24 protein-coding genes are annotated in these 20540 nt (G+C 42.4%); 16 read left to right on the top strand and 8 right to left on the bottom strand.

Features of this window, described 5'->3' with window-relative positions:
• Nucleotides 1-323 precede the first annotated feature (323 nt).
• A complete protein-coding gene (locus TOL9009_RS0127955) occupies nucleotides 324-875 on the top strand; it encodes a CAP domain-containing protein (protein WP_029636541.1) in 552 nt (183 codons plus the stop codon).
• A 219-nt stretch (nucleotides 876-1094) separates the two neighbouring features.
• Nucleotides 1095-1718, top strand: coding sequence for a ribonuclease H-like domain-containing protein (locus tag TOL9009_RS0127950; RefSeq protein WP_029636539.1), 624 nt, complete (start codon nucleotides 1095-1097; stop codon nucleotides 1716-1718).
• A 97-nt stretch (nucleotides 1719-1815) separates the two neighbouring features.
• On the opposite strand, the gene TOL9009_RS0127945 is transcribed toward TOL9009_RS0127950, so the two are convergent.
• From TOL9009_RS0127945 to TOL9009_RS0127935, 4 genes are all read right to left on the bottom strand, one after another.
• Complete coding sequence (locus TOL9009_RS0127945; RefSeq protein WP_029636537.1) at nucleotides 1816-2244, bottom strand: rhodanese-like domain-containing protein; 429 nt, start codon at nucleotides 2242-2244, stop codon at nucleotides 1816-1818.
• A 483-nt stretch (nucleotides 2245-2727) separates the two neighbouring features.
• Nucleotides 2728-2868: a hypothetical protein gene (locus TOL9009_RS47870; RefSeq protein ID WP_186227665.1), complete on the bottom strand. Its 141-nt coding sequence runs from the start codon at nucleotides 2866-2868 to the stop codon at nucleotides 2728-2730.
• A gap of 51 nt (nucleotides 2869-2919) precedes the next feature.
• The gene (pdxA, locus tag TOL9009_RS0127940) at nucleotides 2920-3993 is read right to left on the bottom strand and encodes a 4-hydroxythreonine-4-phosphate dehydrogenase PdxA (RefSeq protein ID WP_029636535.1); all 1074 of its coding nucleotides are present in this window, start codon (nucleotides 3991-3993) and stop codon (nucleotides 2920-2922) included.
• A complete protein-coding gene (locus TOL9009_RS0127935; protein ID WP_144238356.1) occupies nucleotides 3984-5303 on the bottom strand; it encodes an RNA-guided endonuclease InsQ/TnpB family protein in 1320 nt (439 codons plus the stop codon). The genes pdxA and TOL9009_RS0127935 overlap by 10 nt, the downstream gene beginning before the upstream one ends.
• Nucleotides 5304-5708: 405 nt before the next feature.
• Here TOL9009_RS0127935 and petM point away from each other — a divergent pair, with 405 nt between their 5' ends.
• The 9 genes from petM (at nucleotide 5709) to TOL9009_RS0127890 (ending at nucleotide 12563) form a co-directional block, all read left to right on the top strand.
• Complete coding sequence (gene petM / locus TOL9009_RS0127930) at nucleotides 5709-5813, top strand: cytochrome b6-f complex subunit PetM (RefSeq protein WP_038296642.1); 105 nt, start codon at nucleotides 5709-5711, stop codon at nucleotides 5811-5813.
• A gap of 151 nt (nucleotides 5814-5964) precedes the next feature.
• Nucleotides 5965-6951: an SDR family oxidoreductase gene (locus tag TOL9009_RS0127925; RefSeq protein ID WP_029636529.1), complete on the top strand. Its 987-nt coding sequence runs from the start codon at nucleotides 5965-5967 to the stop codon at nucleotides 6949-6951.
• A gap of 118 nt (nucleotides 6952-7069) precedes the next feature.
• Complete coding sequence (locus TOL9009_RS47865) at nucleotides 7070-7213, top strand: hypothetical protein (RefSeq protein WP_186227664.1); 144 nt, start codon at nucleotides 7070-7072, stop codon at nucleotides 7211-7213.
• A gap of 39 nt (nucleotides 7214-7252) precedes the next feature.
• Nucleotides 7253-8170 carry an NAD(+) kinase gene (locus tag TOL9009_RS0127915; protein WP_029636526.1) on the top strand — a complete coding sequence of 306 codons (918 nt, stop codon included), beginning with the start codon at nucleotides 7253-7255 and terminating at the stop codon, nucleotides 8168-8170.
• A gap of 328 nt (nucleotides 8171-8498) precedes the next feature.
• Nucleotides 8499-9185, top strand: coding sequence for a response regulator transcription factor NblR (gene nblR / locus TOL9009_RS0127910; RefSeq protein ID WP_029636525.1), 687 nt, complete (start codon nucleotides 8499-8501; stop codon nucleotides 9183-9185).
• Nucleotides 9186-9318: 133 nt separating this feature from the next.
• Complete coding sequence (locus TOL9009_RS0127905; protein ID WP_029636524.1) at nucleotides 9319-9849, top strand: DUF192 domain-containing protein; 531 nt, start codon at nucleotides 9319-9321, stop codon at nucleotides 9847-9849.
• A gap of 892 nt (nucleotides 9850-10741) precedes the next feature.
• A complete protein-coding gene (locus TOL9009_RS0127900) occupies nucleotides 10742-10933 on the top strand; it encodes a DUF2949 domain-containing protein (RefSeq protein ID WP_029636522.1) in 192 nt (63 codons plus the stop codon).
• Between the two features lie 498 nt (nucleotides 10934-11431).
• The gene (locus TOL9009_RS0127895; RefSeq protein ID WP_029636520.1) at nucleotides 11432-12070 is read left to right on the top strand and encodes a hypothetical protein; all 639 of its coding nucleotides are present in this window, start codon (nucleotides 11432-11434) and stop codon (nucleotides 12068-12070) included.
• A gap of 28 nt (nucleotides 12071-12098) precedes the next feature.
• Complete coding sequence (locus tag TOL9009_RS0127890; protein ID WP_029636518.1) at nucleotides 12099-12563, top strand: hypothetical protein; 465 nt, start codon at nucleotides 12099-12101, stop codon at nucleotides 12561-12563.
• Between the two features lie 37 nt (nucleotides 12564-12600).
• On the opposite strand, the gene TOL9009_RS0127885 is transcribed toward TOL9009_RS0127890, so the two are convergent.
• The 3 genes from TOL9009_RS0127885 to glyA form a co-directional block, all read right to left on the bottom strand.
• Nucleotides 12601-13860: a competence/damage-inducible protein A gene (locus tag TOL9009_RS0127885; RefSeq protein ID WP_029636517.1), complete on the bottom strand. Its 1260-nt coding sequence runs from the start codon at nucleotides 13858-13860 to the stop codon at nucleotides 12601-12603.
• Between the two features lie 127 nt (nucleotides 13861-13987).
• On the bottom strand, nucleotides 13988-15034 hold the full coding sequence (locus TOL9009_RS0127880; RefSeq protein WP_029636516.1) for a glycosyltransferase family 4 protein: 1047 nt from the start codon (nucleotides 15032-15034) through the stop codon (nucleotides 13988-13990).
• Between the two features lie 269 nt (nucleotides 15035-15303).
• Nucleotides 15304-16587: a serine hydroxymethyltransferase gene (gene glyA / locus TOL9009_RS0127875; RefSeq protein WP_029636514.1), complete on the bottom strand. Its 1284-nt coding sequence runs from the start codon at nucleotides 16585-16587 to the stop codon at nucleotides 15304-15306.
• A gap of 85 nt (nucleotides 16588-16672) precedes the next feature.
• On the opposite strand from glyA, the gene TOL9009_RS47860 reads away from it, so the two are divergent.
• From TOL9009_RS47860 to TOL9009_RS0127860, 3 genes are all read left to right on the top strand, one after another.
• Nucleotides 16673-16870 (top strand): hypothetical protein, encoded by a 198-nt coding sequence (locus TOL9009_RS47860; protein WP_029636512.1) that lies wholly within the window; start codon nucleotides 16673-16675, stop codon nucleotides 16868-16870.
• A gap of 227 nt (nucleotides 16871-17097) precedes the next feature.
• Nucleotides 17098-17295 (top strand): hypothetical protein, encoded by a 198-nt coding sequence (locus TOL9009_RS0127865; protein WP_029636510.1) that lies wholly within the window; start codon nucleotides 17098-17100, stop codon nucleotides 17293-17295.
• Nucleotides 17296-17551: 256 nt separating this feature from the next.
• Nucleotides 17552-18031, top strand: coding sequence for a Tic20 family protein (locus TOL9009_RS0127860; RefSeq protein ID WP_029636508.1), 480 nt, complete (start codon nucleotides 17552-17554; stop codon nucleotides 18029-18031).
• A gap of 3 nt (nucleotides 18032-18034) precedes the next feature.
• On the opposite strand, the gene TOL9009_RS0127855 is transcribed toward TOL9009_RS0127860, so the two are convergent.
• On the bottom strand, nucleotides 18035-18808 hold the full coding sequence (locus TOL9009_RS0127855) for a fumarylacetoacetate hydrolase family protein (RefSeq protein ID WP_029636506.1): 774 nt from the start codon (nucleotides 18806-18808) through the stop codon (nucleotides 18035-18037).
• A gap of 423 nt (nucleotides 18809-19231) precedes the next feature.
• Here TOL9009_RS0127855 and rpsF point away from each other — a divergent pair, with 423 nt between their 5' ends.
• Together rpsF and TOL9009_RS0127845 are read left to right on the top strand one after the other, a co-directional pair.
• Nucleotides 19232-19558: a 30S ribosomal protein S6 gene (gene rpsF, locus TOL9009_RS0127850; protein WP_029636504.1), complete on the top strand. Its 327-nt coding sequence runs from the start codon at nucleotides 19232-19234 to the stop codon at nucleotides 19556-19558.
• A gap of 227 nt (nucleotides 19559-19785) precedes the next feature.
• Nucleotides 19786-20346 (top strand): Npun_F5560 family protein, encoded by a 561-nt coding sequence (locus TOL9009_RS0127845; protein WP_029636503.1) that lies wholly within the window; start codon nucleotides 19786-19788, stop codon nucleotides 20344-20346.
• The last annotated feature ends 194 nt before the right edge of the window (nucleotides 20347-20540 follow it).

The raw sequence follows: 20540 nt of genomic DNA, 5'->3' as shown, positions 1-20540 counted from the left end.
CTCATGTAGAAATATTTTCTTTTCTCTTCGACTGATTTTAAATGACTCCATCTCCATGCGCCCCTTTTTTCCTTTACCCTTTGACCCAAATTAAAAATGCCCATTGCCCATTGCGAGCGTGCCCATTGCCCATTGCCCAATTGTTAAATTTTTCTTTTAATTTGCGAGTCCGTCGCTTTTATTGTAATTAAATACTCTAACTAAGGCGATCGCAATGTGTAAATATTTCCTATATCCTGGAATGCTGAAAAGTGTACGGGTATACCAGGAAACAAAAAAGCAGGGGATGCGTCTAAAAAACTCTACACATTACTCAACTCTTCATGTTTCGACAAACTGCTTTTGGCATCGCTTTCAGTGCGCTTGTCCTAGCTAGTGGATTAACGAGTAGTCCTGTACCAGGTAACACGACAACCAAAAAAAACAGCGATAACCAGCCGTTGTCGATTGAGTCTAGTCAAGTTGCATTGTCGCCTACTACTACTTTTAAAACCACTGCTCTAGAAAAATCGGTTTTTGACCAAATTAATAGCTATCGAGTTTCTAAGGGCTTGTCAAAACTGACTTTAAATGCAAACATCACTCGGCAGGCAAGGATTCACAGCCAAAATATGGCTAATGGTAAAGTTCCGTTTAGTCACAAAGGATTTGAAAAACGAGTAAATTCTGCTTCGATAAAATACAAAAGTGCGTCAGAAAATGTAGCTTTTAACCAAGGTTATAGCGATCCAGCAAGCCAAGCTATGACTGGTTGGATCAACAGTCCCGGACATCTAAAAAACATTAAAGGCAAATACAACTTAACTGGGATTGGTGTTGCTGCTAATAGCGAAGGTGAAGTTTATCTGACACAGATTTTTATTGGCAAGAAATAAGGATTGGTTAGTGGATAGTTGATAGTTGATAGTTGATGGTGGATGATGGATAGTGGATAGTAGATGGTGAATGGTGGATGGTGGATAGTGGATGGTGGCAAAGAATAAGCAAGAACCAACAACTAACAACCAACCACTAACAACCAACAACTAACCACTAAAAACCAACAACCAACAACCAACCACTAACAACTAACCACTAACAACCAAATTCAATTCATGGAAGATTTTCAGGTTTGCGATCGCGATCTTAATGACACTGCTTTATCGGAATATTTAGAATCATCTGCGATCGCAGTCGATACCGAAACTATGGGATTATTGCCACAGCGCGATCGCTTGTGTCTTGTCCAGTTATGCAATCATGAGGGTAAAGTTACCGCAATCCGCATTGCTAAAGGGCAAACCGACTCCCCAAACTTAAAAAAACTCTTAGAAGCAACGAATATTGTTAAGATTTTTCACTTTGCTCGCTTTGATGTCGCCACCTTAAGTTATCATCTCGACATCCGAGTTAATCCTATATTTTGCACTAAAATTGCGAGTAAGTTAGCCCGCACTTACACCAATCGCCACGGACTCAAAGATGTGGTACAAGAATTAGAACAAGTTGAACTGGATAAAAGCGCTCAAAGTTCAGACTGGGGAAACGCTGCTAATTTATCCGCATCTCAATTGAATTACGCTGCTAATGATGTGCGCTACTTAATCAGCGTCCGACAAAAACTGATAGAAATACTTACTAGAGAAGAACGTTGGCAAATCGCACAAGAATGCTTTGGGTGTTTGCCAACTATAGTTTCCTTAGATTTGTTGCAATTTAAGGATGTTTTTGAACATTGATAAGTTGGTTACACAGAGTCAATAGTCAATAATCAAAGAGTCAATAGTCAATAGTTTTTTGACCGTTGACCGTTGACCGTTGACCGTTGACTCTTAACTACACCTTTTTGTTTTGTGTTTCAGCGTGATTTTTCAAGCGGTCTACAACATTGTAGTCATCTGCGCCTGCGGGAGTCTGTGATTCTACAATACCCTCAGTTGCACCGCCGATAGATTTCCATGCAGCAAGACCACCTTTGAGTTCTGAGACATGCTCAAATCCAGCAGAACGAAGCGCTTGTGCGGCTTGGTTGGTTTGTTCTTCGCTTGCACCGTAAACGTAGATATCACGGCTTTTAGCCAAAGTTGGGGTTGCGCGGTCTACCAATTCATCGATTGGCGCTGGTATTGCGCCCATGATGCGACCTTGATTATAGGTCGTGCGATCGCGCACATCCAAAATTGTAAAAGCTGGTTCGCCCCACTCCAAACGTGACTTGAGTTGATGAGCATCAGACTGGGGGGGAAGTGGTGGCTGTGAATGAATAACATCGCCTACTACATTCTGGAGAGCATTCTTAGCAGATTCTCCCGCCTTATTTGCTGCATCTGCTACATTCTTCACTGCTGATTCTGCGGTATCCTTAGCGGATTCTCCTACCTTATTCGCTGTATCTGCCACATTCTGCGCTGCTGATTGTGCGGTATCCTTGGCAGATTCTGCTGCATCCTTAGCTGCTGATTCGAGATTGTTTTCTGATTCCATACATGCCTCGCGGATTATGTTAATATCAGTAATTTACCAAACACTAAAAATTTACACTCTCTTTCCTGGGTATGAAGCTTCTGAATATCCCCCTTCAGATAGACTTTATCAATCAGATAAATCTTACCAGCTTATCAATAGACTTGTTACACTGACTTGGGAAAAGGGTCAGGGGTTCGGGGAAACAAGGTTTTTCTAAGCTTTGCCGTATGAACTTTACCCAGAAGAGTGGTATGAACTGGATTTGAGTAAAAAAGTTAACAACTACAACTTTTCCGCAAGTTGGCTCTTAAAGGAAGAGCGATGGCATCCCAACAAACCGCACTCTTCACAAGGTTTACCATGTGATGTCTCACGATAAACCGATGCAGCGTCTATGCCAATAATAATGTAGAGACGTAGCATTGCTACGTTTAATCTGCTACGTCTAATCAAGGGTTTCGGACAAAGCCTAATTTAATTCTGGAGATGTCTAGCAAGTCTCACAGACACCAACTCAACCGCTAAATGTATCGCTGCTTTCATCGAAGTAGCATCGGCAATTCCTTTACCTGCAATATCAAATGCTGTCCCATGATCTGGTGAAGTTCTAACAAAAGGAAGACCGATAGAAGTATTAACCGCTCTATCAAATGCCATCAATTTCACAGGAATTAAACCTTGGTCGTGGTAAAGTGCTAAATAAGCATCAGCAGGATTTTGGATTAGAGAATTTCCATACCACGCTTGACCAGGCTTCACCCACATTGTATCCGGCGGGATGGGACCATCTAACTGAAAATGAGGACGATTTTTGCGCTCTTGTTCTAACCAGGGAATTAGCCAATCTTGTTCCTCATGTCCCAACTGTCCTTGTTCGCCACTGTGAGGATTTAAACCAGCGATCGCTATTCTTCCATTATCTATCCCAAAGTCTTTTTCTAAACATTCCACCAGCAAATCTAATTTATTCGTCATTAGCTCTGGTGTTAATACCTGGGGTACTTGACTTAATGGAATATGTGTGGTCGCAATTAAAGCGCGGAGTGTCCAGTTAGTGTGAGGCGATCGCGCTACAAATAACATCCCAAAGCGGTCAACTCCAGATTTTTCCGCTAAAAGTTCAGTTTGCCCTGGATAATTATAGCCTGCCGCCTTCCATGCAGATTTAGCGATTGGACCTGTAACGATCGCATCGAATTTACCAGATAGTGTGTGAGCGATCGCAGTTTCCATATAAGCAAAACTAGCCGCACCACTAGCTGCGTTACCAGTCCCCGTAATAATTTCACCTTGGCAAGGCACATCCAAAACTGACAAATCAGCCGGATTTGCCATCAAGCCTAAATTCCCACTTAAATTAAACTTAGTATAAGCTTGTATCAATAAATCACGGCTTCCTACCACTGTTAGCTCACACTTTTTACTAACATCCGGATCTGCCAAAGCCTTCAAAACCACCTCTGCTCCAATCCCAGCGGGATCTCCCAACGTCACCACCAGACGCGGACGCAATTGTTTATGAGATGTTACCTTATCATCTAAATACATTTGACTAACTCCCCGGCGTGACCTATGCGGGGATTATTTCGGTCAAGATTAGAATTTGTTGCCCAAATTTTAATCTTGCCTACGGTGGACAAACACCGTCTACCCAGTCTGCTTAGGTCTATGCCTAAGTTTCTGGCTACTTTGGAAAGAATATTTGCCGCTCCATTTAGATCGGCGTTGATTAAATTACCATTTTTACTACGATACAAGCCCCGTTTAATTCTCGAACCTGATGCTTTCCACCCGTCTGGCTTTTGACCATGTTCAGGCAGGGAATCTCCATCTAGATATGAGGCACAAGAGGTGTTAGCTTCTTCTGTTTCAAGGTAACGTATACCGTAGATTTCGCACAGTTGTCTTATGCGTTCTTTGAGCTTTGCTAAAGGCATCTGGACAAATTGCTGATTGGATTTACGACCCATCGTACAACCGTTTTTAATGCCCTCATTCCACCCGACAACGATTGTCCCAATTCCATGAGTTAGGCAATGGTTAATCGCGATTCTAGCAGCTTTGTTAACCAGATCACGCATCTGGTGATTTCGCTTACGAGTAAGAGTTGACAGAAAATTATTCCAGTACGTTTGTGGCTTACCTTCCTTGTGTTTAGCAACTCGCTTGTTAAAAAGCTGATTCATTGATTTAGCTTGTCTCGAATCAACTAAAAATGAATTACCCAAAGTATCGATACAAGCCATTAAATTGGCAGATGTTCCAAGGTCAATCGACAGTGCTTGATTAACATCTAATTTGACTGCGATTGGCTGTACTTCATAGCTGCATTCAAGGTAAAATTCGCCATTCTTTGGTAGGATTGTAAACTCATATACTTTCGTAAAATCAAGGTTGATTGGTAATGGCAAGAAAAACTCTTTAATCTTGAACCATCTATTGATTTGTAAACCCAAATGGAAGCGAATTAAACCATCTACCAGAGTTGGTCTACCAGCCCCAGTATTCGGGTATGATACTTTGAACATCCCGCCTGATGCTTGGTATGACGGTGTTTTTGGTTTTTGGTTCAATTCTCCCTTAAAAAACAAATCACGCAAGCCTTTAAAAGATTTAAAAGCTTCAGATACGCTCAACAAAGTTTGTTGTGCTGGCACTGATGGCATTGCCTGGGCGTGGATATTTTTACCAATTTCGTAAACTGCATCAAATTTAGAAATTATTCTTCCTGTTTTGAAAAATATTTGACGCGCCCAATACACTCCACAGTTATACAAGCTATTTGACTGTTCGCACAGAAAAACCAAGATAGCTTTTGTATCCGCGTCGCAATGTATTAAGTTCTGCTGGATGCCCATTAGAAGCTTTTCTTTTTTAGCTTTTGCCATGTGAAGACAATACCAAAAATCAAACGTATTATATTTGGTCTGCAATTTAATTCTACATAGGTCAGCGGCAAATGATAACCCATTCATGGAAAGATTAGTTATTTTATTTGTTTCTTCTGTTGGGGGTGCACCGATTGAGAGATACTTAAAAAATATGTACAGCAATCTTGAAAAGCCGGCTCATTAAAGGACGGGGTTTTAGACCCATTTTTCTGATAATTTAAAATTCTCCTCAAAAAGCGGGAATAATATTAGCGACTGGGCATAGGGCATAGGGCATAGGTAATAATTCCCAGTCCCCAGTCCCCAGTCCCCAGCCCTTCTGATAGACTGAGTTTATATAAATTAACCATTCGCAACAGGAGAATTAGACTAATGAGCGAAATTGTGACAGCAACACTATTACCCATCGCTTTAATCTTCATAGGCTGGGGCTTGGGTGCATTGTTACTGAAGATTCAGGGCGCAGAACCAGAATAATCGTTCTACTCAGCCGATATTAACAGGGGAGAGGCGACAAAAAAAGTCTCTCTCTAAAATCAGTTTCTTAAAAAGATTGTAAACTTTTGTTTGCATATGCGAGTCTGATAAGATTCTATTAATAAAACTTTAAGAATTTTTACAAAGCCCCATGACATTATTAATCATCGGTGCCACTGGCACCTTGGGAAGACAAGTGGCTCGTCGTGCTATTGATGAAGGTTATAAGGTACGCTGTCTTGTCCGGAGTGCCAAAAAAGCTGCATTTCTAAAAGAATGGGGCGCAGAACTCGTACCAGGAGACTTGTGTTATCCCCAAAGCCTCACAACCGCACTTGAAGGTGTAACCGCAGTCATTGATGCCTCAACATCTCGTCCTACCGACTCACTGAGCATCAAACAAGTAGACTGGGATGGCAAGGTAGCATTAATTCAAGCATCTCAAGCTGCCGGTGTAGAGCGTTTTGTCTTCTTTTCCATTCTTGATGCTGACAAATATCCAGAAGTACCCTTGATGGAAATTAAGCGGTGTACAGAACTATTTTTGGCTGAGTCGGGCTTAAATTATACTATTTTGCGGCTCGCTGGCTTTATGCAAGGGTTAATCGGTCAATATGGAATTCCGATTTTGGAAGGACAACCGGTTTGGGTCACAGGTGGATCTTCCCCCATCGCTTATATGGACACTCAGGACATTGCTAAATTTGCTATCCGCGCTTTAAGTGTCCCAGAAGCAGAAAATCTTGCTTTTCCAGTGGTGGGTACTCGTGCTTGGAGCGCTCCGGAAATCATTAGTTTGTGTGAACGCTTGTCTGGAAAAGATGCCAAAATAACGCGGATGCCGTTAAACTTACTCCGAGGAGTGCGGAACATAACGCGGTTCTTTCAATGGGGGTGGAATGTCGCTGATAGACTGGCATTTACAGAAGTATTGGCAAGTGGGAAACCGCTAAATGCCTCAATGGATGAAGTATACAAAGTGTTTGGGTTAGACCAACAAGAAACCACCACTTTGGAAAGCTACCTGCAAGAGTACTTCAGCCGAATTATGAAAAAGCTTAAAGAAATAGACTACGAAAAAACTAAAGCCAAAAAGAAGAAGGAAAAAAGAAGCCCCTTTAAAAAGACTTCAAATTAGTTAAGTGTCAAGAGTCAACAGTCAAGGGTCAAAAGTCAAAAGTCAAAAGTCAAAAGTCAACAGTCGAAAGTCAAAAGTCAAGAGTCAAAAGTAATTATCTTGATTTTTTGACTGCCCAATGCCCAATGCCCAATGCCCAATTCCCAATGCCCCATGCCCAATGCCCCATGCCCAATGCCCAATGCCCAATTCCCAATTCCCATGCCCAATTCCCAATTCCCAATTCCCAATTCCCACATTGTCCAAAATGTGTAACGATTAACATAATACAGAGCATCGCAAGCAAGTTGGATATTTGAATGTGCCGAAAGCAGGCATTATTTACAATGACGTTAAACCGATAGCGAGTCGCGTTGCTATCGAACTCCAAGACAAACTAACCGCAGCCGGTTGGGATGTCTATGTGACAGCGGGTATCGGTGGTATGCTGGGCTACTCTACCCCAGAGAGTCCTGTATGCCACACGCCAATTGAGGGTTTGACACCCCCTGGTTTTGACTCAGAAATGAAATTTGTCGTGGTGTTAGGGGGAGATGGGACTGTTTTGGCAGCCTCTCGCCAAGTTGCCCCCTGTGGCATTCCATTGCTAGGGGTGAATACTGGTCATATGGGGTTTTTGACCGAGGCTTACCTCAATCAATTGCCTCAAGCAATAGAACAGTTGATGGCGGGTGAGTATGAAATTGAAGAGCGGGTAATGCTGACCGTCAAAGTGTTTCGAGGAGAGTTGGTTTTGTGGGAAGCCCTCTGCTTGAATGAAATGGTGCTGCATCGAGAACCGCTTACTTCAATGTGCCATTTTGAAATTGTCATAGGACATCATGCGCCAGTAGATATTGCCGCAGATGGTGTGATTATTTCTACACCAACAGGTTCTACAGCTTATTCGTTGAGTGCTGGTGGACCGGTAGTAACTCCAGGAGTCCCTGTGTTACAACTAGTGCCGATTTGCCCTCATTCTCTGGCTTCTAGGGCGTTGGTGTTTCCTGATAGTGAGCCAGTAAACGTCTACCCAGTCAATATTCCTCGTCTAGTGATGGTGGTGGATGGTAACGGGGGGTGCTATGTTCTGCCACAAGATCGGGTATATTTAGAGCGATCGCAATATACAGCACGATTTATTCGCTTACAACCACCAGAGTTTTTCCGCATTTTACGAGAAAAATTAGGTTGGGGTCTACCACACATCGCCAAACCAACCTCGGTAGAATTGCCTTAATTCAAACTTGGGCATTGGGCATGGGGCATGGGGCATGGAAAGAATTGTATTTATTCACGCACTTGCTTTATTGAACTTGTTTAATTCTCACTGCCCATTGCGAGCGTGCCCATTACCCATTACCCTGTAATTTGAAATAAGTTATTAAAATTGTTGCATCTGCGGTTAAATTCGCAGATACTTGAACGTGCATTCAATATGGTAGACAAAGTGCCCAACTAGGATTGCTCTATCATCAAAAACACGTAAATTGCATTTTTCCCTGATATACAGACGTTCGACAGCACATTATATTATTGAATCCAAAATCAAAACTTCACACATTAATATGACGCTTGCTCACAAAGATTGTGTTTTGGTGATTGAAAGCGACGAGAATCTAGCAAATCAACTGACTTGCGATTTGCACGAAGCTGGCTACGAAGCAATTGTGGCACATGATGCTAATAGTGGTTTTCAATACTGCCGCGATCGCCAACCTGCTTTAATAGTTGTAGACCGAATGCTCACAGGAGAATCTGGACTCTCTTTGTGCAAAAATCTGAGAAATGCCGGAATGCGATCGTCCATGCTAGTTTTAATGGCACGCGATACAATCGATGACCGTGTTGCTTGTCTAGAAGCTGGAGCCGATGATTACTTCCTCAAGCCTTACCGCTCAGAAGATTTTTTAAAGTTGATTCGCCTTTATTTAAAACCAGATGTTGATACCTCAGAACAGTTACGGTTTGGAGATTTGATTTTAGATATAGCAACCCGTCGCGCTATACACAACGGGCGTGCAATTGACTTGACAATGAAAGAATTTGAACTCTTAAAGTATCTAATGGAACATCCCCGTGAAGTATTAACCCGCGAACAAATTCTCGAAAATGTTTGGGGTTACGACTTTATGGGCGAATCTAATGTCATCGAAGTGTATATTCGCTACTTGCGTCTAAAAATCGAAGAAGAAGGTCAAAAGCGCCTGATTCAAACAGTGCGCGGTGTAGGATACGTGTTACGAGAATCGTAAATAGTTGGGGGTTAGTGGATGGTGGAGGGTGGTTAGTCGATAGTGGATAGTGGTTAGTCGGAAATTTAACGCTCCAACTAACAACCAACAACCAACAACTAACAACCAACAACTAACAATCAGTTAAAATTCTATGAATCGTTGGCTATTTTTGCTACCAATTCTCTTAAGTGTTACGCTGTTCGGCTGCTCTGAACCAACACCAGCTAAACCCCCCAGCACTAACCTCAATTCTCAAGTATCAGCCTCAGCGCCTTCTGGTCAAACACTACCGATTTCTGGTATCGCTATTGTTCCTAATGGCACAAAAATTAATTTGGAGGTAGCGCGGACACCGCAAGAGCAAGCAATTGGGTTGATGTATCGCAAGGATTTGCCTTCGGACAGGGGAATGCTGTTTCAGTTTCCTTCCGCGCAACCAGTCAGTTTCTGGATGAAGAATACTCTTATACCGTTAGATATAGTCTTTTTGCGTAAGGGGATAGTGCAATATATTGCAGTTGGTGTACCCCCCTGTACTGCCGATCCTTGTCCTACTTATGGTCCGGGGAAATTAATTGACACGGTAATTGAGCTGCGATCTGGACGTGCCGCTGAATTAAACTTAAAAGTGAGCGATCGTGTTAAAATTGAATTCCTCAACACCGGATCTTCTCGGAGATAGAGGTTTCAGCAAGCCTAATTACGCTACCATGAGATATACCAATATTGAAGTTTTAGTAAATATTGCATCACATGGTCTAGTAAAAAAAGTACTTTTGACCTAGTATTTTATAAACATGCTAATCATCTCAAACCAAGTTATTTCCAGGGCAAGATAGCAATTTTAACATTTGATGACGAAAAATATTCCTTTTGGTGTACGTGTAAATAGTCGTTAATAAGAGAGTATATCTATGGAATCTTTCTTACTACAGGTGTAATCAATTAAAGCACTATAGTAAAAGTCACGAACCCCACGCCTAAAGGCGGGGGCTTGAAAGAGCCTTAACCTGACCAGACTCAGTACGACGGCGTACTACCTTAGAGGCAAGAGTTCAAGACCTACCAAGGGATGCGAAGCTAGTTCCTTGCTCTAGAACTGAACGATTAAACACGTTTAAAGGGTTAAGCCAGTGTCGTTCGCGCAGCGTCTCCCCTTGGGAGAAGCTAACTTTACTAGAGTAGCAAAGCGATTCTCGGCATACAGAGAAGTGGATAAGTACTACTCCTCTACTTATCCAACCCCGCAAGGGGGACTGCGATTGAAATCGCCGCTTTCTACTTACCCCCATGCATAAATGCAGGGGTTTCTACGGGGCGAAGACTTTGATGATTAAATAAATTTTACGACTATCAAAGCGCTACTTGAAAATTAAGTAGACAATAAGCGCTAAAATTTATGTTTCCACAAATGCTTCGCTTCACAAGGCTTTGCTAGAGGAACACCGGCATAAACTGTGTTGAGGTGTTAATTGGATAACAACACAGTCACAGATCAAATACTGCTTATAGGCTACAGAAAATCTTAAATTCATGTATGACAATACACTTTACGATAGGGAGGTGAGATACAAATGACACCATCAACATATCCTCAACTTATTCGTTTTTTACAAGACGATTTAGCAATTTCTACGGCTTCGCTAGCAGTTGCTCTTCGTCACAGAGAACAAGACCCAGGTCCTTTGCCAATGATTCTTTGGCAATATGGATTAATTACTCTCGAACAGTTAGAACAAATTTATGATTGGCTGGAGACAGCTTAGTTGTGAGTAGTTCATTCAGGAGAATCGACTTATGCCATATCAATGGCTTTTACAAAGGTTGGTAGATAGGGAAATTAACTGCGCGATTTTCTACTCATTTACATATAAATTCACCGAGAGCGAGTTGAATCATTCAACTCGCTCTTTTGATTGAGTTATAAGTACAAATTTTTGAATTTAGCTAGGGATTATATCATGTCCTGTAAATTTTTTAAAATCTAAAGACGTTCCACCGGAACGTCTCTACGACGGTAGGTATGTTTTTATTATCGCATTCAATTTTATCTAAGTCTAAGGGTAGCCTTACGCCAAAATAGCTCTATGCCAGGTTTAATTTTCAATAAAACCAAAATAACCAAAAGTCTCTCTGAATCTAATTTTAGAGGGGCTTTTGTTTTTTGCATATTTCCGTAGCTTTACTGAGATTTTACTAGTCTAAAAAATATACAGTAGATAATATTCCCAGAAAAATATAATAAATATAATTAAAGATAATTTATGTCTGAATCAAAGATCAAAAGAACTCTTGCTTTTGCATCTAAGGCTGGAACTATTGCTGTATTCTCTCTAAAAGCTTTTTGGAAATGGTATATATCCGGATTTGTTGGGCATTCTCACAAAAAATTTTATTTTCCGAGAATGGTAAGGCTTGCTCTTACTGTTGTTATTCTTGCTCCAACATTGGGTATTTTTGTTTCTTACTTGGCATCTTCATCTTCATCTATCTCTTCTTCATCTTCTCCTATTTCTTCATCTGCTCCTGACAAAGATGAGGTTAAGGCTTCGTCTTCTTCCGTCTCTTCATCCACTGTCCCATCTCATAGTTCAACTACTGATGTTAATTCTCGTGATGATGCCAAGCCAAAAAACAAAGTAGAAGCAAAACAGATCCTATTAAAGGTAATATCGCAGTCTTTAAGAACTCGATTAAATTCCACAGCCTCTCTTCAAGCTATTGCTCTAGCCGATAATGTTTGTTTGTATGTTGAGCAGCATAAAGAACTAACGGAGGCAAAAGCAAGAGATCAATTTATATTAGATTATGTAAGTCGTTACGGCGCGGATGACAAAACACAACTATTAGTTCTTGCCGTCACAATAAAAGGAACTCGCGTCAGCAACTACTGTAATTTTTGATGGATACCGGATAATAGAGAATAATTTTATGGATTTAACAGAACTGAAGTGGACTAAGAATATAAATCATCAAGACGGTAATAAGTATTGTGCTTATCATATTGACCCTGATTTAAAAATTTTTAAATTACACTGGAAGAAAGGGCAAGAAGAGAATGCGCTCAAGCCAAAGGAAGGTCAACTTATCATTCTCAGACAGCGTACTAAAGTAACGCATATTGTCAAACTTCTGAACAATACTCTCTACAAAGAGCCTCATGATACGGAATTTAATATTTATCGTCTCGTTCAAGTAGTTTGGATAGCAGATTATTGGAGTGTTCCTCCAGATCAAGACATTATATTTGGTTTTCATGTCCACCTTCAAGGGGGTAAAGTGATGGAGTTGGAAACCCTACCTGCGTTCAAAACATATTGGGATAGCCGAGGCGGATTAGCAGAATTTCAAAATCATGTTTTAAAAGTGCTTAAATTAGAAAGAGATAGTAATTAAACACGAAGCGATCGCACCTTAACCCTATAATTTTCTTTTATGGAAGAACGCTACTCAACAACTTCCGGCGCAAAATATCTAACGCGGTACAAGCGCTGAGGTGACGAATTAAAGACCGACCTCGCACTGCACCAAATCGATATTCAAAACTTTCGACTTCGCCATTTGCTGCCGCTAAACCAATGTAAACTAAACCCACTGGCTTTGTATCAGTTCCCCCACCAGGTCCTGCGACACCAGTGATACTTAGTCCCCAAGTGGTTGCGAGACGCGATCGCACTCCAATTGCCATTTGTTCTGCTACAGTAGCGCTTACTGCTCCAAATTTCGCTAAATCTTCCGGGTTCACCCCCAGCAGTCCAACTTTCACCGAGTTGTCGTAAGAAATTACCCCACCCCAGAAGTATTCAGAACTACCAGAAGTTTCCGTCAACATCTGCCCCAGTCCGCCACCAGTACAGGATTCTGCTACTGAAAGCGTTTCCCCATGCGATCGCAATAACTCACCTACCACTGAGGCTAGGCTGTCTGAATCAGCACCATAATAATCTAACCCACCAATATCTTTAAGTTGTTTCTCAACAGGTGAAATTAATTCCTTTGCTACGGATTGTGAAGCAGCTTTTGCAGAAACCCGCAAGCGTACTTCCCCTTTTCCGGCATAAGGCGCTACCGTTGGGTTAGGCAAATTCAAATAGGATGACACCTTCTCTGCTAAAGCAGATTCAGCAATGCCCCAAAATTTTAACATCCGACTATAAATAATTTCCTTGCCCCAACCTTGACTTTTGAGATAAGGTACTGAGGTTTCTTCCCACATTCGATGCATTTCACTAGGCACACCAGGGAAAGTGAAAATTGTCAATTCGGGACGGGGATGCCAAATTATACCCGGTGCTGTGCCAGTGGGGTTGGGCAAAATTTCTGCACCTTGAGGAATTAAAGCTTGCTTGCGGTTGCTGGGAGTCATTACGCGATCGCGAGAAGCATATTTACGAGTAATATCTTCGATGATGTCAGCGCGTTCTACTAAAGCTACACCAAAAAAATCAGCGATCGCTTCACACGTCAGGTCATCAGGTGTCGGACCAAGACCACCAGTAAAAATAAGAATTTGCGCTCTGGAAATAGCAATTTCTATAACTTTTTTCAGCCGTTCTGGATTATCTCCCACCACCGTTTGATAATAGTGAGGAATTCCTAGCTGTGCTAATTGTTGCGCCAAAAATTGAGCATTGCTGTTAAGAATGTCTCCTAACAACAATTCGGTACCAACACATATAATTTCTGCACTCATTACAATTGTTAGGTGATAGTTGATGGTTGTTGGTTGTTGGTTGATGGTTGATGGTTGATGGTTGATAGTTGTTGGTTAAATTTCCGACTATCGACTATCCACTAACCACTATCCACTATCCAATCCTTTAAGATTGTCGAGCGTGTTTCCAAACTCGCCAGCTGATTAAGCATACCAAAGAGGTGGTAGCACAGGCGTAAGCAATGCCACTGGGTATGCCAGCAATAGCTAATGCCAAACTTCCCACCCATAGAGTTAAAGAGTAAATGAATAAAACCGTCAATCTGTGGGATAAACCAGCCTGTAGCAGTCGGTGATGCAGATGGCGTTTATCTGCACTAAAAGGCGATTTTCCGTGGCGCAGTCGTGCCAAAATGACGGCGGACATATCAACAATCGGCACTGCCAAAATCAGATAAGGCAATAACACGGCAGTGAAAGCAGGGATTTTCACCAAACCAATTACACCGACAGATGCCAGGGTGAATCCCATAAAATAAGCCCCACCATCTCCCATAAATATTTGTGCGGGGTTGAAATTATAGCGGAGAAATCCTAGTGAAGCCCCGGCTAAAGCGGCTGCAATCAAAGCTGCTGCTGGTTGCCGCATAAACAACGCCACTACCAACATAACTACAGCGGCAATTCCCGACACACCGGCAGCTAATCCATCTAAACCGTCAATCCAGTTTATCGCATTTACCATTCCCACCAGCCAAATAACGGTGATAGGTAAACTCAGCCATTCCAGGTGAACTATTCCGACTGTGGGAATGCTAACAAAATCTATGCTTACCCCTGCTTTCCAAGCACCAGCGGCAACGATAACTTGCATGACTAAGCGAGTCAGGGGAGATAAGTTTAACAAATCATCTGCTAAACCAATCAGAAAAAAGCCAACACCACCTAAGGTAACTCCCCAGATTTGCCATTCTTTTTCCGGAGGCAAAATTCCAAATCCACCCAGCCACCAAACTATTAGTAGAGAAATTATAGTACCCGCGAAGATAGAAACTCCTCCCAGGCGCACCATCGGACGTTGATGCACTTTTCGACCACCAGGTTGGTCTACACGTCCACTTTTTATGCCAATGTTTCTGACATCAGGCGTAGTCCAGAGAACGACTACGGCAGCCACTAGGAAGGCAATCAGATGATAAATCTGAGGAGGCATTTGTATCTTTAATAAGTAGTTTGACTAGACAAAAATCTCTGAAGAAATTTGTCTTCCTATATCTACGACATTTGGGTCATTAATCAGCATGAGAATTTTAAATAGGGCATTGGGCAATTGTTTAATGGGCAATGGGCATTGGGCAATGGGCACGCTCGCAGTGAGAATTAAAGAAGTTCAATAAAGCAAGTGCGTGAATCAATAGGATTCTTTCCATGCCCCATGCCCTATGCCCTATGCCCCATGCCCTATGCCCTATGCCCTATGCCCTATGCTAAAGCGGGTAGAGGAATTTCCAAGTGAGGATACAAGGGGAAGCGATCGCACAATGCTGCAACTCGTCGCTGACAATCAGCAGCTACTGTTTCTGAGTCTGGGGAAAGCAGGCGATCGGCAATAATATTCCCAATCTCAGTAAATTCGCTTTCTCCCATACCCCGCGTTGTCATTGCTGGGGAACCCAACCTTAGACCGCTGGTCACAAATGGTGACTCTGGATCGAAAGGCACTGTATTTTTGTTTGTGGTAACATTCACAACACTCAACAGTTGCTCGGCTTGCTTGCCTGTCATGCCCACAGACCGTAAGTCCACTAACATTAAATGATTATCAGTGCCATTTGACACTAGCTTGAAGCCCCGATTTATGAGTTGATTTGCCAAAGTGCGAGAATTCTCAATCACTTGAGCCGAATAAGTTTTAAATTCTGGCTTCAAAGCCTCGGCAAAAGCTACTGCTTTACCAGCAATCACATGTTCTAAAGGTCCACCTTGAGAACCTGGGAAAACTGATTTATCCAGCTTTTTACCTAATTCTGGGTCACGGGTCAATATTATACCACTTCTTGGACCGCGTAGAGTTTTATGGGTAGTTGTGGTAACTACATCACAATAAGGGATCGGATTGGGGTGGAGACCGCTAGCAACCAAACCGGCGATGTGGGCAATATCTGCCAGTAAGTATGCACCGACTTCATCAGCGATGCTGCGGAATTTTTCAAAGTCAATTACACGAGGATAAGCCGAATAACCGCAAATTAAAAGCTTAGGACGCTCCCTTAGCGCCTGCTCTCGAATTTGCTCGTAATCAAGCTGTTCTGTTTCTTTATTCACACCGTAATGAGAAACACCAAACCACTTACCGGAGACATTTACAGGTGAACCGTGGGTGAGATGTCCCCCATGAGACAAATCCATTCCCATGATTTTGTCACCGGGTTGCAGCAACGCCAGAAACACAGCAAAATTAGCTTGTGCGCCAGAATGGGGTTGAACATTGGCATGAGCAGCACCAAACAACTCTTTAGCACGGTCAATTGCTAGTTGTTCGATTTTGTCAACGAACTCACAACCGCCATAATAACGCTTACCAGGTAATCCCTCGGCATATTTATTAGTCAGGACTGAACCTTGAGCTGCAAGTACAGCAGCTGAGGTAAAGTTCTCACTAGCAATCAATTCCAAGTGGTCGCGTTGACGTTGTAGTTCTTGGTTAATCAACTGCGCGATCGCCGGATCGGCAAAGGCAAGAATTTCTGAGTTATTTCTAGTCACTTGAGTTATCCTTAGAGAAAATTTTCCGAACGGTTGATGCGTGCTTGGATTAGCACGTATCAAATGAAAGAGTGTCATTTTATCAATGACAAATTTTGTCCTGACTTACTTATTATTAAATGCAACCGTAGGAAACTTAATCTTGGAATCGGGATTAGATGAGTTATGGTCAAGAATTTGTTTAGTCAGTCCCAGTCCCCAATTCCAAGCGGGACGACGTGCTACTCCACTGTTTGTTGCATCAATGCTTTGCGTTGCTGGTTATTTAGTTTCAATTCTGTGAAAGAAACCTAACAGCACTATGACACCTCCTTAACTACTTGAGTCATGCGGTATACCTGCTCAAAGTTGACTACCGTGTGATTTGGCTTGAATAGCTTTTAAGTTACAGTTCCATACCCTAATCAATGCGTTAATTATCATAACGTTCTTTACTCATATCGACATGAAACTGCGCTGCCCCTAAAATGTCGGTAAGAATTAAGAATAAGGATATACACGAGGGATTAGATGCTAGTAATTTTAATCGAAGATCAAATCCTTGACCCTCACAAGGTTTGTCAGTCTTGTTTACTTGCTGACAAAAGCGGTCAACCGCGTTGGGGTCAAGGTCAACTACGTTGTGGACAAGCTATCCGCAATCCTAGCCAACAGCAGGCAGATCAGTATGAGTGCATGATGGGCTTCCGCATCGCCCATATAGATTGACACTCCCCGCTGCTTTAGCAGGAGGGATTCTTGGTTCAATGACTCGCCGTTAGACTACTCCACAGCTATTGCACCGAATTCGATAAGGCAGCTTTCACCTGAGAGCTTCCCCCAAAAACGTGCCTTCACTACGTGCCTGTTCCTCGCGAGTTTTTAGCGAGCCATCCTTATAAGCGAATCTGCGCTTATAGACTGAGTAACTGCGTTATCCTAGGCTCATAGTCACTATTAAAATTTCACCACAGGAGAACGCACAATGTCTTGGCGTGGGTCTACAACAGTTTCCGATCGCATTTTTGCTTGCTTACCTTATTTGCTGCCTGTAATTGAGGTTTTTCAATTCGGGAGCTTTTTACTGTCGCAGTTTCCACCTCTACAACTGCTGTTTTTGCCCCTCATACCATTGCTAAAAATTTACGATGGTGTCCCTTATGCTGGACTAATTATTTTCTTTGCTTTATTTTTCTTCGTCATCAGAAACGAAAAAATCAGTCATTTTGTTCGTTTTAACACAATGCAGGCAATTCTTTTAGATATTGTCATCTTTTTGTTTAGCATTTTGACCCAGGTTGTTGGGCTAGTTCCGGCTGGTGGTTTTGCGATACAAACCCTATCCACTACCATTTTTCTTGGCATCATGGCAGGGGTTGTATATTCTATTGCTCAGTCGGTATTAGGACGTTACGCAGAAATTCCTGCTATTTCTGATGCAGTTTACATGCAATTGCCACGTTAGAAGTTAACGTTTGGTTACAGTGTTTTCCAAGCGACCAATACCTTCAATTTCCACACGGACGCGATCGCCTACGTGCAGTTCACCAACGCCGAAAGGCGTACCTGTAAGCACCACATCCCCTGGCTGTAGTGTCATCACTTGACTAATATAAGACACGAGAAAATCTGGAGGAAAGACCATTTGATCGATACAAGCAGATTGTACAGGAAGAGCATCTTCATTTAAAAAAGTTTGCAATCTCGCTCCCGGATTTAATTCTCGGACAATCCAAGGACCCAGAGGACAAAAAGTATCAAAACCTTTGGCTCGCGTCCATTGACCATCGCGTTTTTGTAAATCCCGCGCTGTCACATCATTAGCGATGGTGTAACCCCAAATTTTGGAGTGCGCCTCCTCTGGTGTACAGTCCGAAGTGCGATCGCCTATCACCAGTGCCAACTCTCCTTCATAGTCTACCCGTTGCGACTGCACAGGATACTTAATTTCTGTCTCTGAGGCAATGATAGATGTCGGTGGCTTAATAAATATTAATGGCTCACTCGGTACGTCCGTACCCATTTCTGCCGCATGATCTGCATAATTCTTGCCCACCGCGACAATTTTTGAGGGAGAACAGGGAGCCAAGATTTGGTAACTGTCTGGTTCCAAGTTCAAATCAGTGGGTTGTCCTTGCAGCCAAGGTGGAGCATCCAACACCTGAACATCTAGGGATATTTGTAATAACCCATAGTAAATAATACCTTCTTGATTTTGAACTCGCACATAGCGCTGCGCCATAACTTTTGATGAATGTCCTTATTTGTAATTAAAAGCTGCGATTCTTTGTACCCACATTCCTAAACTCACAAACCATAGCGATAAAAAGCGCTTTATTCAAAAATCTGGCGACAGATCAAGCACCCTATCACCCAATAAATGCAATTTATCACTCTAAGGGTAAAGGGGAAAACAAAAAATACCCATCCAATTTCTTCCCCTTTACCCCTTCCCCTTTCCCCTTTACCCCTATAGAGTGAATGGTCTTAGATTTGAACTAGGGGAAAAGAGGAACGTTGCTGATTAAAATAGAAAGCTGGTAAGATTATAATTCCTTGTTGCTTGACTATGTTGATCGGTGTTGGTTAGAGTGCCAAAGCGAACTTTATCCAAATCGACATGCGACATCAGCAGCCTTTTTGTCCATAAGGAGACACACATTCCATGAAAACAGTTTACGAAACAATGTACATCTTGCGTCCTGACTTGGGAGAAGAACAGGTAGAGCAAGCAGTCAATAAATACCAAAACTTCCTTCGGGAGCAAGGTGCAGACAATATCGAAATTCAAAATCGCGGCAAGCGTCGTCTGGCTTATGAAATCAATCGTAACCGAGACGGCATCTACATCCAAATGAACTACACTGGACCTGGAGCGGCGATCGCTCCGATGGAACGTGCTATGCGTTTAAGCGAAGAAGTAATTCGCTACCTAACTATTAAACAGGACATCCCTGAGGAAAAACCAGAAGCAGAAGTCGTCGCTGCATAATGATGGGGCATAGGGCATAGGGCATAGGGCATGGGGTAAAATTGGGAAACTTCTTTTTATTCCCATTGCCCAATGCCCAATATCTTTTGAAATTCAAATAAATTTCCCTTTTTTCTTTTTACGGATTTAGCGATCGAATGCTACATTAACAAGTACTTGCCAAGGGTAGTACCACTGCCGTTATACCTAAGGTGGAAAAGATTCTTAACACTCAACCGTAAGCCACTGTGAGCCAAGCTGACACCTCCGCCATCCAAACTCTTTCTACGGAAGCATCGCAACTGCGTAACGAGTTGCTTCTTCGGGATCAATTAGTGCAACAGTTATCTCAAGAACTTTTCCGGCTAGTTAAGGGCAATAGTAATTTTATGCCCCAACGGTCGGAGACTGAACCAGATTTGACTCAGTTGCAAGCATTGCGAGAACAACTCCAAGCCGTTGAGGAGCAAGTGACATTCTACCAAGAGCAGATTACGACTCGTGATGCCGAGATTTATCAATTACGGCAGACAGTACAAGAATTAAGCGATCGCAGTCGGATGTTGGAACAAGTAGTACAAGAGTTACCGCAAATTTACCGACGTAAGTTTGAGGAACGGATGTCTCCAGTCAGAGAAAAAGTCGCAACTCTACAACGGGAAAATCGCCAATTGCAAGCAGAGTTGCAAAGCGTCAGCTATCGGTTAGCACTCAAAACCCGCACCACTAGTCACAGCGGTATTGATTTGCCTAATTTTCCTCGTCCGGTATCCGATCAACCAAATATTTCTACCCCGCAGAATGCCTGAACTTAAAAGTTTGCTGAAACTGCGGAGCAAAAAATTAGAAGATTCAATTTGACTTTTTTAACTAAACACCGTAAGTCCCCCACCTGAATTTTGTACCCAAAATCAGTGGCAAGATATAAGGTGGGCTTCGGAGGAAGTGACCGACCACCAATAATAACCGCAGGTTATTGCGGGATGTCGGTCGGTGACGAATT

The sequence above is a fragment of the [Scytonema hofmanni] UTEX 2349 genome (genome assembly GCF_000582685.1).
Lineage (GTDB): Bacteria > Cyanobacteriota > Cyanobacteriia > Cyanobacteriales > Nostocaceae > Hassallia > Hassallia hofmanni.
The sequence above is the reverse complement of the archived record's forward strand: the minus strand, read 5'-3'. Positions and strand labels throughout refer to the sequence as shown.

What these genes read in the sequence shown, in the direction of transcription:
- petM (WP_038296642.1), top strand. Translation starts at nt 5,709, where the DNA reads ATGAGCGAAATTGTGACAGCAACACTATTACCCATCGCTTTAATCTTC.
- TOL9009_RS0127955 (WP_029636541.1), top strand. Translation starts at nt 324, where the DNA reads ATGTTTCGACAAACTGCTTTTGGCATCGCTTTCAGTGCGCTTGTCCTA.
- TOL9009_RS0127860 (WP_029636508.1), top strand. Translation starts at nt 17,552, where the DNA reads ATGTCTTGGCGTGGGTCTACAACAGTTTCCGATCGCATTTTTGCTTGC.
- TOL9009_RS0127925 (WP_029636529.1), top strand. Translation starts at nt 5,965, where the DNA reads ATGACATTATTAATCATCGGTGCCACTGGCACCTTGGGAAGACAAGTG.
- TOL9009_RS0127900 (WP_029636522.1), top strand. Translation starts at nt 10,742, where the DNA reads ATGACACCATCAACATATCCTCAACTTATTCGTTTTTTACAAGACGAT.
- TOL9009_RS0127855 (WP_029636506.1), bottom strand. Translation starts at nt 18,808, where the DNA reads ATGGCGCAGCGCTATGTGCGAGTTCAAAATCAAGAAGGTATTATTTAC.
- TOL9009_RS47865 (WP_186227664.1), top strand. Translation starts at nt 7,070, where the DNA reads ATGCCCAATGCCCAATGCCCAATTCCCAATGCCCCATGCCCAATGCCC.
- TOL9009_RS0127935 (WP_144238356.1), bottom strand. Translation starts at nt 5,303, where the DNA reads ATGGGCATCCAGCAGAACTTAATACATTGCGACGCGGATACAAAAGCT.
- pdxA (WP_029636535.1), bottom strand. Translation starts at nt 3,993, where the DNA reads ATGTATTTAGATGATAAGGTAACATCTCATAAACAATTGCGTCCGCGT.
- TOL9009_RS0127890 (WP_029636518.1), top strand. Translation starts at nt 12,099, where the DNA reads ATGGATTTAACAGAACTGAAGTGGACTAAGAATATAAATCATCAAGAC.
- TOL9009_RS47860 (WP_029636512.1), top strand. Translation starts at nt 16,673, where the DNA reads ATGACAAATTTTGTCCTGACTTACTTATTATTAAATGCAACCGTAGGA.
- TOL9009_RS0127905 (WP_029636524.1), top strand. Translation starts at nt 9,319, where the DNA reads ATGAATCGTTGGCTATTTTTGCTACCAATTCTCTTAAGTGTTACGCTG.
- TOL9009_RS47870 (WP_186227665.1), bottom strand. Translation starts at nt 2,868, where the DNA reads ATGCTACGTCTCTACATTATTATTGGCATAGACGCTGCATCGGTTTAT.
- TOL9009_RS0127895 (WP_029636520.1), top strand. Translation starts at nt 11,432, where the DNA reads ATGTCTGAATCAAAGATCAAAAGAACTCTTGCTTTTGCATCTAAGGCT.
- TOL9009_RS0127865 (WP_029636510.1), top strand. Translation starts at nt 17,098, where the DNA reads ATGCTAGTAATTTTAATCGAAGATCAAATCCTTGACCCTCACAAGGTT.
- rpsF (WP_029636504.1), top strand. Translation starts at nt 19,232, where the DNA reads ATGAAAACAGTTTACGAAACAATGTACATCTTGCGTCCTGACTTGGGA.
- TOL9009_RS0127885 (WP_029636517.1), bottom strand. Translation starts at nt 13,860, where the DNA reads ATGAGTGCAGAAATTATATGTGTTGGTACCGAATTGTTGTTAGGAGAC.
- TOL9009_RS0127950 (WP_029636539.1), top strand. Translation starts at nt 1,095, where the DNA reads ATGGAAGATTTTCAGGTTTGCGATCGCGATCTTAATGACACTGCTTTA.
- nblR (WP_029636525.1), top strand. Translation starts at nt 8,499, where the DNA reads ATGACGCTTGCTCACAAAGATTGTGTTTTGGTGATTGAAAGCGACGAG.
- TOL9009_RS0127880 (WP_029636516.1), bottom strand. Translation starts at nt 15,034, where the DNA reads ATGCCTCCTCAGATTTATCATCTGATTGCCTTCCTAGTGGCTGCCGTA.